Source organism: Aneurinibacillus sp. Ricciae_BoGa-3 (assembly GCF_028421645.1).
Lineage (GTDB): Bacteria > Bacillota > Bacilli > Aneurinibacillales > Aneurinibacillaceae > Aneurinibacillus_B.
This window is the reverse complement of sequence record NZ_CP116887.1, coordinates 3,135,509-3,152,507: the sequence shown is the minus strand read 5'-3', so window position 1 is coordinate 3,152,507 and position 16,999 is coordinate 3,135,509. Positions and strand designations below refer to the sequence as shown.

At 46.1% G+C, this 16,999-nt stretch carries 16 protein-coding genes; all 16 read left to right on the top strand.

Going from position 1 to position 16,999, the window contains the following annotated elements; translation table 11 throughout:
• The first annotated feature begins 230 nt into the window (after positions 1-230).
• The 16 genes from sucC to fliI all read left to right on the top strand — a co-directional run bounded on the left by sucC (position 231) and on the right by fliI (position 16,999).
• Positions 231-1,391 carry an ADP-forming succinate--CoA ligase subunit beta gene (gene sucC / locus PP175_RS15940; RefSeq protein WP_272439318.1) on the top strand — a complete coding sequence of 387 codons (1,161 nt, stop codon included), beginning with the start codon at positions 231-233 and terminating at the stop codon, positions 1,389-1,391.
• A 20-nt stretch (positions 1,392-1,411) separates the two neighbouring features.
• Positions 1,412-2,317 carry a succinate--CoA ligase subunit alpha gene (sucD, locus tag PP175_RS15935; RefSeq protein ID WP_272439317.1) on the top strand — a complete coding sequence of 302 codons (906 nt, stop codon included), beginning with the start codon at positions 1,412-1,414 and terminating at the stop codon, positions 2,315-2,317.
• A gap of 108 nt (positions 2,318-2,425) precedes the next feature.
• The gene (gene dprA, locus PP175_RS15930; RefSeq protein WP_272439316.1) at positions 2,426-3,511 is read left to right on the top strand and encodes a DNA-processing protein DprA; all 1,086 of its coding nucleotides are present in this window, start codon (positions 2,426-2,428) and stop codon (positions 3,509-3,511) included.
• Between the two features lie 114 nt (positions 3,512-3,625).
• The gene (gene topA / locus PP175_RS15925) at positions 3,626-5,704 is read left to right on the top strand and encodes a type I DNA topoisomerase (protein ID WP_272439315.1); all 2,079 of its coding nucleotides are present in this window, start codon (positions 3,626-3,628) and stop codon (positions 5,702-5,704) included.
• Positions 5,705-5,743: 39 nt separating this feature from the next.
• Entirely contained in the window at positions 5,744-7,063 is a 1,320-nt protein-coding gene (gene trmFO, locus PP175_RS15920) for an FADH(2)-oxidizing methylenetetrahydrofolate--tRNA-(uracil(54)-C(5))-methyltransferase TrmFO (protein WP_272439314.1), read from the top strand.
• Positions 7,064-7,111: 48 nt separating this feature from the next.
• The gene (gene xerC, locus PP175_RS15915) at positions 7,112-8,014 is read left to right on the top strand and encodes a tyrosine recombinase XerC (RefSeq protein WP_272439313.1); all 903 of its coding nucleotides are present in this window, start codon (positions 7,112-7,114) and stop codon (positions 8,012-8,014) included.
• Between the two features lie 26 nt (positions 8,015-8,040).
• Positions 8,041-8,586 (top strand): ATP-dependent protease subunit HslV, encoded by a 546-nt coding sequence (gene hslV, locus PP175_RS15910; RefSeq protein WP_272439312.1) that lies wholly within the window; start codon positions 8,041-8,043, stop codon positions 8,584-8,586.
• Positions 8,587-8,616: 30 nt separating this feature from the next.
• A complete protein-coding gene (gene hslU / locus PP175_RS15905; RefSeq protein ID WP_272439311.1) occupies positions 8,617-10,014 on the top strand; it encodes an ATP-dependent protease ATPase subunit HslU in 1,398 nt (465 codons plus the stop codon).
• Between the two features lie 22 nt (positions 10,015-10,036).
• Positions 10,037-10,816: a GTP-sensing pleiotropic transcriptional regulator CodY gene (gene codY, locus PP175_RS15900; protein ID WP_272439310.1), complete on the top strand. Its 780-nt coding sequence runs from the start codon at positions 10,037-10,039 to the stop codon at positions 10,814-10,816.
• Positions 10,817-11,012: 196 nt separating this feature from the next.
• Positions 11,013-11,420, top strand: coding sequence for a flagellar basal body rod protein FlgB (gene flgB / locus PP175_RS15895; RefSeq protein ID WP_272439309.1), 408 nt, complete (start codon positions 11,013-11,015; stop codon positions 11,418-11,420).
• Between the two features lie 5 nt (positions 11,421-11,425).
• Positions 11,426-11,884, top strand: coding sequence for a flagellar basal body rod protein FlgC (gene flgC / locus PP175_RS15890; protein WP_272439308.1), 459 nt, complete (start codon positions 11,426-11,428; stop codon positions 11,882-11,884).
• A 12-nt stretch (positions 11,885-11,896) separates the two neighbouring features.
• The gene (gene fliE, locus PP175_RS15885; protein WP_272439307.1) at positions 11,897-12,211 is read left to right on the top strand and encodes a flagellar hook-basal body complex protein FliE; all 315 of its coding nucleotides are present in this window, start codon (positions 11,897-11,899) and stop codon (positions 12,209-12,211) included.
• A 37-nt stretch (positions 12,212-12,248) separates the two neighbouring features.
• Entirely contained in the window at positions 12,249-13,832 is a 1,584-nt protein-coding gene (gene fliF / locus PP175_RS15880; protein WP_272439306.1) for a flagellar basal-body MS-ring/collar protein FliF, read from the top strand.
• Between the two features lie 15 nt (positions 13,833-13,847).
• Positions 13,848-14,861, top strand: coding sequence for a flagellar motor switch protein FliG (fliG, locus tag PP175_RS15875; protein ID WP_272439305.1), 1,014 nt, complete (start codon positions 13,848-13,850; stop codon positions 14,859-14,861).
• Positions 14,854-15,687: a FliH/SctL family protein gene (locus PP175_RS15870; RefSeq protein ID WP_272439304.1), complete on the top strand. Its 834-nt coding sequence runs from the start codon at positions 14,854-14,856 to the stop codon at positions 15,685-15,687. The genes fliG and PP175_RS15870 overlap by 8 nt, the downstream gene beginning before the upstream one ends.
• The gene (gene fliI / locus PP175_RS15865) at positions 15,674-16,999 is read left to right on the top strand and encodes a flagellar protein export ATPase FliI (RefSeq protein ID WP_442870473.1); all 1,326 of its coding nucleotides are present in this window, start codon (positions 15,674-15,676) and stop codon (positions 16,997-16,999) included. Before PP175_RS15870 ends, fliI begins: the two co-directional genes overlap by 14 nt.

Here is a 16,999-nt window from a genome sequence, read left to right as displayed (position 1 = left end):
CGTTCTCACCTCTTTCCGGTTATTTTAATTATATCACATTTAAGTAAAAAAACGGAAATAAAGATCGGATTTTAGCATCCATCTTAATTTATTTGTTCAGAAATTACAGCAGGTATTTGCCGAAATATAGCGAATAAGCTATACTTGTATCCGCAGTAGTAGGCTCATAATGATCGTATTATGGGACCCTTTGCGTTATTGGTAGAAATTTTGGATTAGGAGGATGGAGAATGAATATCCATGAGTATCAAGGTAAAGAGATACTTAAGCAGTACGGTGTAGTCGTGCCGAATGGAAAAGTTGCTTTCACTGTGGATGAAGCTGTTGAAGCTGCAAAGACACTCAACTCCAGCGTTTACGTCGTAAAGGCACAAATTCATGCTGGCGGCCGCGGAAAAGCAGGCGGTGTTAAAATTGCAAAAAACCTCGATGAAGTTCGTACATACGCACAGGAGATCCTTGGAAAAGTGCTTGTCACGCATCAGACGGGTCCCGAAGGAAAAGAAGTTAAGCGCCTTTTAATTGAAGAAGGATGCGATATTAAGAAAGAGTATTATGTAGGCGTTGTCGTAGATCGCCAGACAGGCCGCGTAGTTATGATGGCTTCTGAAGAGGGCGGTACGGAGATCGAAGAAGTAGCGGAAAGATCCCCGGAAAAAATCATTAAAGAAGTAATTGATCCTGCCGTAGGCCTGCAGCCGTTCCAGGCACGCAATCTGGCCTTCGCGATCAACATTCCAAAAAAACTTGTAAATAAAGCAGCCAAGTTTATGCTTAGCTTATACGCGGCATTTGTGGACAAAGACTGCTCCATTGCTGAAATTAATCCGCTCGTTGTAACCGGTGATGGGAATGTCATGGCACTTGATGCCAAGCTAAACTTTGACTCCAATGCGCTTTTCCGTCACAAAGACATAGTAGAACTGCGTGACCTGGAGGAAGAAGATCCAAAAGAAAGCGAAGCTTCAAAATATGAACTGAACTATATCGCGCTTGACGGCAACATTGGTTGTATGGTTAATGGTGCAGGTTTGGCCATGGCCACGATGGACATTATTAAGCATTACGGCGGAGATCCGGCTAACTTCCTCGACGTTGGGGGCGGTGCAACGGCTGAGCGGGTAACAGCAGCCTTTAAACTAATCCTTTCCGATGAAAACGTCAAAGGCATCTTCATTAACATTTTCGGCGGTATCATGAAGTGTGATGTTATCGCTTCCGGCGTTGTAGAAGCTGCAAAAGAGGTTAAGCTGGACCGTCCGCTTGTGGTTCGCCTCGAAGGAACGAACGTTGAACTCGGCAAGCAAATTTTAAGAGAATCCGGCCTAAATCTCGTTGCTGCAGAATCGATGGCTGATGGCGCACAAAAAATCGTTGAATTAGTAAAATAGAAAGGTGGGGCATACGCGTTATGAGTATCCTTATTAATAAAGATACAAAAGTAATTACCCAGGGGATTACAGGTGCAACAGGTTTATTCCATGCGATCGGCTGCCGCGAATACGGTACGCAAATGGTTGGCGGTACATCACCAGGCAAGGGTGGTACCGAAGTAGAAGGCTTCCCGGTATTTGATACCGTTGCGGAAGCTGTAAAAGAAACAGGCGCTAACGCATCCGTTATTTATGTACCGCCGGCTTTCGCAGCTGACGCGATTATGGAAGCGGTCGCAGCGGAGATTGAGCTGGTTGTATGTATCACTGAAGGCATACCGGTGCTGGATATGGTTAAAGTAAAACGCTACATGGAAGGCAGTAAATCCCGCTTGATCGGACCCAACTGCCCGGGTGTTATTACACCTGGCCAAAGCAAAATCGGCATTATGCCTGGCTATATTCATGCACCAGGTAAAGTCGGCATTGTTTCCCGTTCTGGAACCCTCACATATGAAGCGGTCCACCAGTTAACGACAAACGGCGTTGGCCAATCTACAGCTGTAGGTATCGGCGGAGACCCGGTTAATGGGACTAACTTCATTGACACACTTAAGCTATTTAATGAAGACCCGGATACAGAAGCGGTTATCATGATCGGTGAAATCGGCGGTACTGCTGAAGAAGAAGCTGCTGAATGGGTAAAAGCCAATATGAAGAAGCCTGTTGTAGGCTTTATTGGCGGCCAGACTGCACCTCCAGGAAAACGCATGGGACATGCTGGTGCCATTATTTCCGGTGGTAAAGGTACAGCTGCTGAAAAGATTAAAACAATGGAAGCATGCGGAATCCGTGTTGCTAAAACGCCTTCTGTTATGGGTGAAACGCTTATTGCTGTTCTGGAAGAACGCGGGCTGCTTGAAGCATGCAGAACGGTAAAATAATAGGGATTACTGAAGAGCTCTCGAATTTCGGGAGCTCTTTTTTTGTTTTAAAGATATGGAAGGATTTAACATTTTTATAGAGAAAATATGCTGAAAGGAGGAGATAAAATGGAAAACGCTATTCTTATTATGCTCGGATTGTCATCCATTGCAAACGTAGGGCGTAAAACGTTAAGAAGAGCTGCCCAACAAGAGTATCGCACCAACTACTCAAGGGATTCTGTCAGCAACATTCAGGAGGCCCTTCAAGTCTCAGCAGAATTGGCAGATTTAATAAAAAATCAATTTTCCCTTGAAGCGGCAAAGCGTAAATATGCGTATTGTAGAGAGAGAAACATTCATATTCTCACGCGCAAAGATGAAAGATACCCTGGTTGTTTGTCTGAAATTCCCGATCCGCCTGAACTGCTCTACGCGATTGGCAATCTTGAATTGCTAAACAAGGACAAATTGTCGATCGTTGGCACCCGAACACCAACGGTATATGGGAAAAATGTCGCCTGCTCACTCGCACAGGAGATAGCTGACAGAGGTATTCCAGTTGTATCCGGCCTGGCCCGTGGCATTGACAGCCAGGCACATAAAGGGGCGTTAGAGGCAGGTGGACTGACTATCGGTGTGCTTGGATGTGCCATTGATCAAATTTATCCAAATGAAAATAAAGCATTATTTGCCAGAGTTAAAGAATATGGGCTGCTGCTTTCCGAATATCCGCCGGGTACGGCGTTTAATAAAGGTTACTTTCCCGAAAGAAACCGGATCATCAGCGGTTTGTCACTTGGCACGATTGTGGTCGAGGCAGCATCAAGAAGCGGTTCGCTCATCACGGCAGATATGGCGATGGAGCAGGGCAGGGATGTCTTTGCTATCCCTGGCCCAATCCATTCTCCTAAGAGCGCAGGCTGCCATTATTTGATTCAGCAGGGGGCAAAGTTGGTGCACAGCATTCAGGATATAATAGAAGAGTATCCCCACTTACTTTCTGCTCCCCAGAATAGACAGTCGACCGAAGCCGGGCTCACGGATGAAGAGCTGGTGCTTCTGGAGCAAATACCCTTTGATTGCATTTCTCTGGAAGCGCTGGCTGCAAAAATAAATATTGCTGCTTCACATTTGTCTTATATTCTGTTATCGTTGCAAGTAAAAAAATACATCATCCAAAGCCCGGGTCCTGTATATACAAGGACTAGGTGAGGGATGGTTTGACAAATGCAAGTTGTGTAATTAATAATAGGAAGAATTCTTTTTTCGACTTCTGCCAATCTGTTTGGAGGCAGCAGCCAGTTTTTATCAAAGGGGGAAACATGCTTGGCAGATTCACTGGTAATAGTGGAGTCTCCCGCTAAGGCGAAGACAATCGGAAAATATCTGGGCAAGAAATATATCGTAAAAGCATCAATGGGGCATGTCCGTGACCTGCCTAAAAGCCAGATGGGCGTTGATATAGAAAAGGATTTTGAACCTAAATATATAACAATTCGGGGCAAGGGCGACATCTTAAAAGAACTGCGCGATGCCTCACGTAAGGTTAAGAATGTGTATCTTGCAGCTGACCCTGATCGCGAAGGGGAAGCCATTGCATGGCATCTCGCTCACAGCTTAAATATAGACGAAACGAAAGCGTGCCGGGTCGTGTTTAACGAGATTACCAAGCAGGCTGTAAAAGAAGCGTTTAAAAATCCCCGCAAAATTAACATGGATGTGGTAAACGCCCAGCAAACCCGCCGGATACTGGACCGGCTTGTTGGATATAACATTTCACCTCTGTTGTGGAAAAAGGTGAAAAAAGGTTTGAGCGCCGGCCGCGTCCAGTCGGTTGCGGTTAAATTAATAAATGACAGGGAAAAAGAAATAAATGCCTTTATACCGGAAGAGTACTGGTCAGTTACTGCCAGCCTTCTCTCCGGAAAAGAGCCGTTTGAAGCGAAGTTCTACGGAATCAACGGCGAGAAAACAGAAATCCGGTCCGAAGAGGAAGTAAAGAAGCTGCTCTCCGAGATTAAAGGGAAAGACTTTATTGTATCAGAGATAAAAAAACGCGAACGAAAGCGCAATCCGGCCGCACCTTTTACAACAAGCTCTCTGCAGCAGGAAGCTGCCCGTAAGTTGAACTTCCGCGCTTCCAAAACGATGATGATAGCCCAGCAGCTTTATGAGGGTATCGATCTAGGCAAAGAGGGCACAGTTGGTTTAATTACGTATATGCGGACGGATTCCACACGTATCTCGCAAATAGCCCAGGAAGAAGCGAAGAAATATATCACGGAGGCGTACGGGCAGCCCTATGCTTTGTCTGAGCCCCGCCAGTTCAGCAAGAAAGAAAAAGCGCAGGATGCCCATGAGGCGGTGAGGCCTACGCTTGTCGCCACGACTCCCGCTGAACTGAAATCGTTCTTGTCCCGTGACCAGTTTAAGCTGTACCAGCTTATCTGGGAGCGTTTCATTGCGAGCCAGATGGCGTCAGCCGTACTGGATACCGTATCGGCGGAGATTTTATGCGGCAACGCTGTCTTCCGTGCAAGCGGTTCACAAATTAAATTTCCTGGATTTATGAAGGTGTATGTCGAAGGAACAGATGATGCTGAGAAGGAAGATGACAGAATGCTTCCTCCGCTTGAGGAGCAGCAGAAATTAATGCTTAGCAATGTTGAACCGAAACAGCACTTTACCCAGCCGCCGCCGCGTTATTCAGAGGCTAGGCTTGTTAAAACGCTTGAGGAATTGGGGATTGGGCGACCGAGTACGTACGCTCCGACGCTTGAAACCATTCAAAAACGCGGCTATGTTTCCATGCAGGACCGCCGCTTTGTTCCCACTGAGCTTGGAGAAATCGTCATTACTCTGATGGAAGAATTTTTCCCGGAAATACTAGATACGGAATTTACGGCGAAAATGGAAGCGGACCTTGACCATATTGAGGAAGGAAAAGAACAGTGGTCAGGCGTGCTGCGTGATTTTTACAGCGATTTTGCCAAACGCCTGGAAGTTGCCGAGCAGCATATGCAGGAAATTGAAATTGAAGAAGAAGTATCCGACATCGTCTGTGAAAAATGCGGGAAGTATATGGTTTATAAAATGGGCCGCTATGGAAAATTCCTGGCTTGCTCAGGTTTTCCTGACTGCCGGAATACGATGGCCATCACGAAAGAGATAGGCGTAGACTGTCCGAAGTGCGGCGGCGCTGTAGTGGAGCGCAAGAGTAAAAAGAACAGGATTTTTTACGGCTGCAGCCATTATCCTGATTGCGATTTTGTATCCTGGGATAAACCGCTTCCGCGAAAATGTCCAAAATGCAGCGAACTGCTTGTTGAGAAGAAGAAAAAGGGCAAAGGCGGCGGTACCACAGTACATTGCGCTGCATGCGACTATGAAGAGCAATCCTCATAGCGAGCCATATCAGAAGAATTGAAGAAGGGATAACACAATATGCAAAAGGTTAAAGTCATCGGGGCAGGTCTTGCGGGAAGCGAGGCTGCCTGGCAAATCGCACAGCAGGGCGTACAGGTTGATTTATATGAAATGCGGCCGGTAAAGCAGACACCCGCGCATCATACGGATAAATTTGCGGAGCTTGTGTGCAGTAACTCTCTGCGGGCCAACGCACTTACCAATGCAGTGGGCATACTAAAAGAAGAAATGAGGCGACTGTCTTCTGTCATCATCAGTTCCGCTGATAAATGTTCTGTACCGGCTGGAGGGGCGCTTGCGGTTGACCGGCATGAATTTGCGGAAGCTGTAACTACAGCGGTACGCAATCATCCAAATATCGAAGTCAAAAATGAAGAAGTAACGAATATTCCGGAGGGAATAACGGTGATAGCAACAGGCCCTTTAACTTCCCAGGCACTGTCTGCTAGGCTAAAAGAGCGGTCAGGGCAAGAAGACCTGTATTTCTACGATGCCGCAGCACCCATCATTGACAAAGAGTCGATTGACATGGAGAAAGTTTTCCTGGCTTCACGGTACGACAAGGGGGAAGCCGCGTATTTAAACTGCCCGATGGATGAAGAAGAATTCAATGCGTTTTACGAGGCACTCATAACTGCCGAAGAAGTAGCGTTAAAGGAATTCGAGAAAGAAGTGTTTTTTGAAGGCTGTATGCCTATTGAAGTGATGGCCAAGCGAGGCAAGCAGACGATGTTGTTTGGGCCTCTCAAACCGGTTGGACTTACCGATCCGCGAACCGGCAAACAGCCATTTGCCGTCGTCCAGCTTCGCCAGGATAACAGTGCCGCAACACTTTACAATATTGTCGGTTTTCAGACACATTTGAAATGGCCAGAGCAGAAACGCGTGTTCGGTATGATTCCAGGGCTTGAAAAAGCGGAGATTGTCCGGTATGGCGTGATTCATCGCAACACGTTTATGAATTCTCCACGTCTGCTGTCGCCGACATATCAGTTTAAAAACCGTCCGGACCTATTCTTTGCGGGCCAAATGACTGGAGTGGAAGGGTATGTGGAATCTGCCGCTTCGGGATTAATTGCCGGCATGAATGCAGGGAGAATGGCGCGGGATCTGGAACCGCTTGTATTTCCTCAGGAAACGGCAATGGGGAGTATGGCACATTATATTACGACCGCTAATCCTGACAACTTTCAGCCGATGAATGCTAATTTTGGGTTATTCCCGCCGTTGGACAAACGAATCCGGAATAAAAAAGAACGCTACGAACAGTTTGCTAACCGCGCACTGGAGAAGATTCAGAATTTTATCCAAAACCTGGACAATATAAGTTGCAGTTAATCGCATGGATATGTTACTATGTATGTGCTCGGTGAGGGAGGTAATTGAATGGAAGAATCTAACTCCGATTCGTTGCTTCTATTATTTAAACAGTATTTGCAAATTGAGAAAAACGCCTCAGCACTGACGATTCTAAATTATGAGAAGGATATACGCGCGTTTAAGGCTTTTATGGAGCAGCATGCCATCAACGATTATGCTGCTGTTTCGTATGTTCATGTCCGCTCTTATCTTTCTGAACTGGCCCATCAAGCTTATTCACGTCGGACTATTGCCCGTAAGCTATCCGCCATGCGCAGTTTTTACCGCTTCATGTTGCGTGAAGAACTTGTCGAACAAAATCCTTTTAAAACCGTTTCTACGCCTAAGCTGGATAAGCGTTTGCCCAACTTCCTTTATCCAAAGGAAGTTGAAATGCTTCTGGAGCTGCCTGACACCACGACACCCATTGGTATCAGAGACCGAAGCATAATGGAGATGCTCTACAGCAGCGGTATGCGTGTTTCCGAACTTGTTCATTTAACCGTTCGCTCGATCGATGTCAGCGTAGGTACCGCCCTTGTTTACGGGAAAGGTGCCAAGGAACGTTACGTACCGCTTGGTACATTTGCTCTGGAGGCGCACCGATTATATTTACAAGAAGCGAGGCCGGCACTCAGTCAGGGAAAAAAGGTAGATGAGTTATTTTTAAACGCTCGGGGCACAGCGATCACCGACAGAAGCATCAGGCGCATCATTGAAAAATATGTGGGACGGGCGAGCGAAGCGCTCAAGGTTAGCCCGCATACTTTCAGGCATTCATTTGCCACCCACCTGCTGGATAACGGTGCTGATCTTCGCAGCGTACAGGAGATGCTTGGACACAGCAATATTTCGTCCACACAGATTTATACGCATGTTACACGTGAAAGGCTGCGTATGGTATATAATCAGGCTCATCCACGAGCCTAAAACTTGAGTGACGCGGGGTGAAGAACATGGATATGACATTTCATGCGACAACGATTTTTGCAGTCCATCATAATGGTACATCAGCTATGGCTGGAGATGGTCAGGTAACATTTGGAAATAGTGTGGTTATGAAGCAGACGGCCAAAAAAGTGAGAAGAATTTATCATGGAGAAGTCGTAGCTGGATTTGCCGGATCCGTAGCAGATGCGATTACGCTTTTTGAGAAATTTGAAGGAAAGCTGGAGGAATACCATGGAAACCTGCAGCGCGCCGCGGTCGAACTGGCAAAAGAATGGCGCATGGACAAAGTCCTCCGCCGGCTTGAAGCGCTTATGATCGTCATGAATCAAGAACAGCTGTTGCTTATTTCAGGAAACGGTGAAATTATTGAACCAGACGACGGAATTCTTGCAATTGGGTCGGGCGGCAACTATGCGCTAGCTGCAGGCCGCGCGTTGAAACAGCATGCGCCCAATCTTTCTGCGAAGGAAATCGCGACAGCTGCGCTTAACACAGCGGCAGACATTTGCGTATTCACCAACCATAATCTGATCGTTGAGGAAATTAAGTAAACTTTTTATAAAATGGAAGGGGGCTGTACTTTGAATATTAATGAACGTTTAACTCCCAGACAAATCGTCGAGCAACTGGACCATTTTATTGTCGGCCAGAAGCAGGCAAAGCGATCTATGGCCATTGCGCTGCGAAACCGGTATCGCCGCAATCAGCTGCCTGATGAGCTGCGCGATGAAGTTGTCCCGAAGAATATTCTAATGATCGGGCCCACAGGCGTCGGGAAGACTGAAATTGCACGCAGGCTTGCAAAATTAACTGGCGCTCCTTTTATAAAAGTGGAAGCGACGAAGTTTACAGAGGTCGGTTATGTTGGCCGGGACGTTGAATCCATGGTTCGCGACCTGGTGGAAACCGCCATTCGTATTGTTAAAGCTGAAAAAATGGAGCAAGTAAAAGACAGAGCGGAGAAAATGGCAAACGAGCGGCTTGTACATATTCTTGTGCCTGGTAAAAAAACCAACAAAACCTTCAAGAACCCGCTGGAAATGTTCTTTGGCGGCCAGGAGGCCCAACAGACTGCGCAGCAGAACGATCCGGAAGAATGGTCTATTTCTCAACAGCGCAGGCAGGTTGAGCACCAACTGGCAATGGGTGAGCTAGAGGAAATGGCTGTGGAGATTGAAGTGGAAGATTCAACACCTGTTTTTGATATGTTTTCCGGTTCAGGCATCGAACAAATGGGTATTAATATGCAGGAGATGCTTGGAAGTTTTCTGCCGAAAAAAATGAAAAAGCGCAAGCTGCCGGTGAAGGAAGCAAGAAAAGCACTGATCCAGGAAGAGGCGCAAAAACTCATCGATATGGATGATGTTATACAGGAATCTGTACAGCGCGCCGAGCAATCGGGGATTATCTTTATCGATGAGATTGATAAAATAGCAGGAAAAGAAGCGAATTCTGCTTCCGTATCCCGTGAAGGTGTGCAAAGGGACATTCTTCCGATTGTTGAAGGATCAACCATAATGACGAAGTACGGCCCTGTAAAGACAGACTACGTTCTCTTCATTGCGGCAGGAGCTTTTCATATGGCGAAGCCTTCCGATCTCATTCCTGAACTTCAAGGACGTTTTCCGATTCGTGTTGAGCTGCAAAGCCTGCGAGTTGAGGATTTTGTCCGTATTCTGACTGAACCCAAGAATGCACTAACCAAACAATATGCATCCTTATTGCAGACGGAAGGAATAAAAGTCGAATTTTCTGACGATGCTATTAAAGAGATTGCGATTCTTGCAGCACAGGTTAATCAGAATACAGATAATATTGGAGCTAGAAGATTACATACCATTCTTGAAAAATTGCTGGAGGAACTGTCCTTCGAAGCGCCCGACATTCACCTGGATCACATTTTGATTACACCTGAATATGTAAAAGAAAAGCTGAAAGATATCGTAGAAGACCGAGATTTAAGTCGGTATATATTGTAACTATTTAGGAGGAACCACTTTTATGGATTTACTAGCAAAAATTAGACGCATTAACCGATTGTTGCAAAAAACGGCCGGTCACCCGGTTAATTTTATTGAAATGGCTGAAGTGTTAAGTGAAATCATTGAAGCCAACATCTTTGTCGTAAGCCGCAAAGGAAAAATTCTTGGCCATGCTATTGCTCAGGAAGTTGACAACGAACGCATTCGAAAAATGATGGAAGAAAAAAGATTTCCAGGGGATTACAGTACACTTCTTCTCCGTGTAGATGAAACTTCTGCTAACCTCGATATTGATAGCCCGTATACAGCTTTTCCTGTAGAGATGAAAGATTTCTTTGGAAAAGGTTTAACGACTATCGTTCCTGTCATTGGTGGGGGCGATCGTCTTGGAACACTTATTCTAGCACGTGTAAATGAGAATTTTACAGATGATGACCTCGTTCTCGCCGAAGTCGGAGCCACAGTAGTTGGGATGGAAATTCTTCGCGAACGCGCCGAAGAAATTGAGCAGGAGGCAAGGAGCAAGGCGGTTGTGCAAATGGCCATCGGTTCCCTGTCCTACAGTGAGCTTGAAGCGGTAGAACACATATTTGAGGAACTGGATGGAAAAGAAGGATTGCTAGTGGCCAGCAAAATCGCAGATCGCGTGGGAATTACCCGCTCTGTCATCGTCAATGCGCTTCGCAAGTTAGAAAGTGCCGGAGTTATTGAGTCCCGTTCGCTGGGCATGAAAGGTACGTACATTAAAATATTGAATGAGAAACTCTTGCCGGAGCTTGAGAAATTGAAAAGTTCATGAGAAAGTGTATAAGCAGTAAATAAGCCCTATCTTTAAGATAGGGCTTTGTTCATTTAATGCCATCTGCTAATATAAGGTATGGTAATTATTTTCATGGCATTCAATGAATATATCGGAATTTTTTTGGAAGATTTTAATTGACATGGAAATGTGATATAAATTAATCTGGATCATTTATTTTCAAGGGGGAAGAAAGATGAATATGCCGTCAATCCTGCCGCTGCTTGAGCAGGGATTGCATGCAGCTTCTCTTCGACAGCAGGCGATAAGCAACAACATTGCCAATGTAGACACACCGCATTATAAAGCTCAAACCGTAACTTTTGAGGCAGAACTTCAAAAAGCACTACAGCAGGATGATTCATCGTTTACTGCTTATCGGACCAATCCGAAGCACATAACTTTCGGTGTTTCGGACCCACTGAATGTAGAGCCCGTCCTGCAGCAGGAGAATACTGTCGGACCCATGCAAAATTCCGATAACAATGTCGATTTAGATAGCGAGATGAGTAATCTAGCGAAAAATCAGATATGGTATAATGCCCTGGTCCAGCAGACGAGCGGACAGTTCAGCAAACTTCGCATGGCTATTGAAGGGAGATAATTGACATGAGCTTATTTGGTAATTTTGATATAAGTGCCTCAGCCCTAACAGCCGACAGGCTTCGCATGGATGTTGTTTCTAGCAATATTGCCAATGCCAACAGTACACGGGCTGAATATGTAAATGGGGCCTGGCAGCCTTACCGAAGAAAGATTGCTGTCGTAGAGCCGAAAACTTCGACATCCTTTGACAATTATCTGCAAGCCGCCATGGGAAATACCGGAGGGAATGTTGTGAGTGGCGTCAGAGTGACAAGCATAGCCGCCGATCCAACCCCTTTTAAATCTGTCTATGATCCTACCAACCCTGACGCCAATGCGAGGGGGTACGTCCAAATGCCCAACGTAGATATGTTAAAAGAAATGGTAGATTTGATGCAGGTTTCCAGGGCCTATGAATCCAACGCAACAGCAGCTAATGCCGCAAAGGCGATGGCTTTAAAAGCATTAGAAATCGGCAAATAGGAGGGGGAACAAATGGTAGACAGCATAACAAATAGCGTTCTGGCACCGCTGCAGAATTCAGGGGCAGCCCCTTCGCAGGCTGCGGCTCCAACCCCATATGAGGTGACGAATTCTTTCGCATCCTATTTGACAGGGGCAATACAGGATATAAACACCCAGCAAACTGCGGCTGATAAGATGAATCAGGGACTGTTGACTGGGCAGGTGCAAGATATGAGCCAGGTAATGATTGCTTCGCAGAAGGCTGCTTTATCTCTTGATTTAGCGGTGCAAATCCGCAACAAAGCGATTGATGCTTACCAAGAAATAATGCGCATGCAGATTTAAATTTTTTACTTAATTAATGGTCATTGGCGGGGTGGAGATGAACGAAAGATTACAAATGATTCGATCCCGTATTACAGAATACTGGAATCGTTTTTCTAATAAGCAAAAAATCTGGATAGCTGCTACGATCTTTTTTCTTCTTATATCGACATCTTTATTTGTATATTTCGTATCAAAACCGAATATGGTTCCTCTTTTTACCGGAACCTTAACAGAACAGGATATCGGACAAATTAAGACAGAATTAGACGCAGAAGGATACAAAAATTATCAGATTGTGGGCGGAAATGTTTTGGTTCCAGAAAAGGATAAATACACCGAAGCGGCGAATCTGGCAGCCAAAGGCATACCGAAGAGCGATGGGGTCAAACTCGACATTTTCAGCCAAAACATTGGCATGGGCATGACAGACAGGCAGTTTACTGTTGTGGAGCGGGATGCCATGCAGAACCAGCTTGCTGATCTGCTTAAAACAGTTGATGGTGTACGTGGTGCAAAAGTCATCTTGACCATGCCGCAGCAAAGCGTATTTGTCCAGCCTAATGACAGCCAGAATAAAGCATCCGCATCTATTGTGGTAGATGTTGACCCTGGCAAACAGCTGGATGATCCGCAAATTCGCGCACTTTACAATCTTGTGTCGAAGAGTGTCCCCAATCTTCCGACTGATAACATTGTCATTATGAATCAATACAGCCAGATGCTTGAGTTAACAGATAATCAAAAAGATGGAGGCAATGCGCTCACCCAGTATGACCAGGAGCGTCAAATCCAGAAGGGCGTTGAACTCGATATTCAGCGAAATTTGCAGAATATGCTCGGAACAATTCTCGGACAGGACAAAGTATATGTCTATACATATGTAAAACTAAACTTCGATAAAATCCAGACTGAGAAGAACCTTGTCCAGCCGGTCGACCCGCAAACAAATCAAGGCATCACGATCAGCGAACAGAAAATTGCTGAGTCGTATACGGGAAAAGGCGCCCAGGCTGGAGGCCAGGCGGGTACAGGGCAGACGAGTATCCCGCAGTACGCAGGAGCCAGTTCAAGTGGGGATAGTACGTATGAGAAGACGCAGGACAGTGTAAACCGCGAAGTAAACCGGATTAAGCAGTCAATCACCAGCCAGCCATACCAAATGGACGATATTACAATCAACGTGGGGGTTGAGCCTCCAAATCCGGCTAATCCAGCTAGTTTAACACCGCAGACCCAGGCTGAGATCCAAAGACTTATTGGAAATGTTGTTAGGGCATCGCTGCCTCAGGGAAATCAGCTGACTCCACAGCAACTCAATAATAAAATATCTGTGTTTCCGCAGGCCTTTAATGGTAAACAAACCATACCTGCTACAACTAACTGGAATACGATTATTTTGTACAGCATTATCGGTCTTGTCGTTTTGGCGGCAGGCCTTACAGCGTTCATCTTAATTCGCAGAAGAAAGCGGGCTGACGAAGAAATTGTGGATGAAACACCGAAACTTCCCGTTGATATTCCTGAAATTGAATACGAGGAAGGCGAGGATGCTGTTGTGCGAAAGCAGCTTGAAAAACTTGCGAAACAAAAACCCGAAGAGTTCGTCAACCTGCTTCGTTCCTGGTTAGCAGATGAGTAAAAGTGGGGGATGAAAATGGCACGTTCAGCTAAGGAATTGAATGGTAGGCAAAAGGCGGCTGTTCTTCTAATTTCGCTTGGTCCAGAAGTATCTGCCCAGGTATTTAAGCACCTAAGGGAAGAGGAGATTGAACAGCTTACGCTAGAAATCGCCAACGTCAGAAGAGTGGATACAGAAGATAAAGAAAGTGTGCTTACAGAGTTTCATCAGATTTGTGTCGCGCAGGAATACATCTCCCAGGGCGGTATCAATTATGCGAAAGATATTTTGGAGAAGGCACTCGGGCAGCAAAAAGCTTTTGATATTATCAACCGTCTAACTGCCCACCTGCAGGTCCGGCCTTTTGATTTCGCACGTAAAGCCGATCCAAATCAAATACTGAACTTTATTCAAAATGAACACCCTCAGACGATCGCACTTGTTTTATCTTATCTGGAAGCTGAGCAATCCGCTGCGATTATCGCGGCACTGCCCCAGGAAAGACAGGCAGAGGTGGCCAGGCGAATCGCACTGATGGAAAGCACATCACCTGATGTCATCAGCCAGGTTGAACATGTTTTAGAACAGAAGCTATCTGCTAATCTTGTGACTGACTATACGCAGGCTGGTGGCATTGAGGCGGTTGTCAGTATGCTTAATAACGTCGACAGAAGTACAGAACGCAGCATTCTGGATACTTTGGAGATTCAGGATCCAGAACTGGCTGAAGAAATTAAAAAGAGAATGTTTGTATTTGAAGATATTGTTCTGCTTGACGACAAATCCATCCAACGTGTTATCCGGGATATTGAGAATGCCGACCTTATGCTGGCGCTTAAAGTGGCCAATGAAGAAGTTAGGGATGTGGTATTTCGAAATATGTCGAAACGGATGGTCGAAACCTTCCGGGAAGAAATGGAGTATATGGGACCTGTACGCCTGCGTGATGTAGAAGAAGCGCAAACGCGGATCGTAGGCACAATCAGACGCTTAGAAGAAAGCGGAGAAATCATCATCGCGCGTGGCGGGGGAGATGAAATTATTGTCTAGGATTATCAAATCCGCCGCTTATTCTGCCATAAATGAGAAGTATATTCTTCCGCTCACGCATAAAAGCGATAAGGAGCGCGAAAATAGCCAGAATCATCATTTATCTCCAGAAGATATCGGTGGCGAGGATCCACCTTTTGAATCGGAGGAAGCAGCAGTATTGATTCAGCAGGCTAAAATCGAAGCAGAAGCGATTCTGCGCAGAGCGCGGGAGCAAGCTGATCGGCTTGCGGAAGAATCCAGGCAAGAAATCAATTTATGGTGGGAACAGCGCAGGCAGGAAGATGAAGAAGTCCGCCGGCAGATAAAGGAAGAGGGGTATCAGCAAGGTTTGGATCAAGGGCGCAGGGATGGCGAACAGGCCGCCTATGATGAGTATATAACGGCCATTAACGAGGCGCGCGCTATGCTTGAAGAAGCCCCGTTGTTGAAGAGAAAAATGATAAGCGAGGCTGAACCCTTTATTCTGGAATTAACAATGGGCATCGCAAAAAAGGTTATTTATGAGCATCTAGGGGACAATCCGGATAGTACAATTAGAATCATCAAAGAGGCTTTGGCCAGAACGCAGGAATATAAAACGCTCACAGTATGTGTAAACCCGGATGTTTATCCATACGTTCAGGAGAACAGGCTAAAGCTGCTTGAAAGCCTGGACAGTCAAATTGAACTGACCATAGTACCCGATCATACCGTTGCTGATGGTGGATGTGTGGTGAGAACTTCCTTGGGCAGTGTAGATGCCAGAGTAGACACACAGCTTGAAGAAATTAAAGAAGCTCTTTTTTCACTGGCAATTGAAAATGAGGAGCATTCAGATGTTTAGTATTGATAAGTATCTATCTTACCTGCAGACGATTGACACTCTTAGGATGAATGGAAAGGTTTCCCAGGTTATCGGGCTTACGGTTGAGTCCCTCGGCCCGAACGTTAAAATTGGTGAGGTTTGCCACATCTATCCGGCGGGAACCCAGGTGCCTGTCAAGGCCGAGGTAGTTGGATTTCGAGACAATAAAGTATTGCTTATGCCATTAGGTGAGCTCGGTGCAATTGGCCCTGGATGCGACGTTGTAGCAACCGGTAAGCCGTTGACAGTAAAGGTAGGTATGGAGCTGCTGGGTAAAGTATTAGATGGAACTGGAAAGCTCATGAATAAGCAATCGTTTCCTGTCGGAATGACCGAGTACCCGGTAGATAACGCTCCGCCAAACCCTCTAGACAGGCCGCGAATCATAGACCCCTTATCGGTTGGCGTTCGCGCGATAGATGGGCTGTTGACTGTTGGCCGAGGGCAGCGAATCGGCATTTTTGCAGGAAGCGGTGTTGGAAAAAGCACACTGCTAAGCATGATTGCCCGCAATACGGAGGCGGATGTTAACGTGATCGGCCTCGTTGGCGAGCGAGGGCGAGAAGTTGCCGATTTCATTGAGCGTGATCTGGGTGAAGAAGGATTGAAACGATCCGTAGTTGTGGTAGCCACATCCGACCAGCCGGCCCTGATTCGAATAAAAGGGGCACTGTTAACAACCTCAATTGCGGAGTACTTTAGGGATCAAGGCCTAAATGTTATGTTAATGATGGATTCTGTTACACGTTTTGCTATGGCACAGCGTGAGGTTGGGCTCGCGGTTGGCGAACCACCGGCAACAAGAGGCTACACTCCTTCTGTGTTTGCGTTGCTTCCGAGACTGCTTGAGCGTGCTGGAACATCTCAAGCCGGGTCCATCACAGCCTTTTACACAGTTCTAGTAGAGGGTGATGATATGAATGACCCCATTGCCGATTCTGTGCGGGGGATTTTAGACGGGCATATCGTGCTCAGCAGAAAAATTGCGCATACCGGCCATTATCCTGCAATTGATATTCTATCAAGTGTTAGCCGGGTGATGAAAGAAATAGTAGACCCGGAACACTATGAAGCCGCCAATGAGTTAAAACGCCTCCTGGCTGTCTACCGGGACGCGGAAGATTTAATTAATATCGGGGCCTACAAGCAGGGTGCCAACAAGGACATAGACACAGCAATCCGTTTTAGGGATTTAATCATGGGATATACAGCCCAGAAAACGGATGAGAGAACGGGTATAGAGGACGCGGTGCATTCTTTGATTTCTACTTTTGGCGGAAGGCAGGTGTAA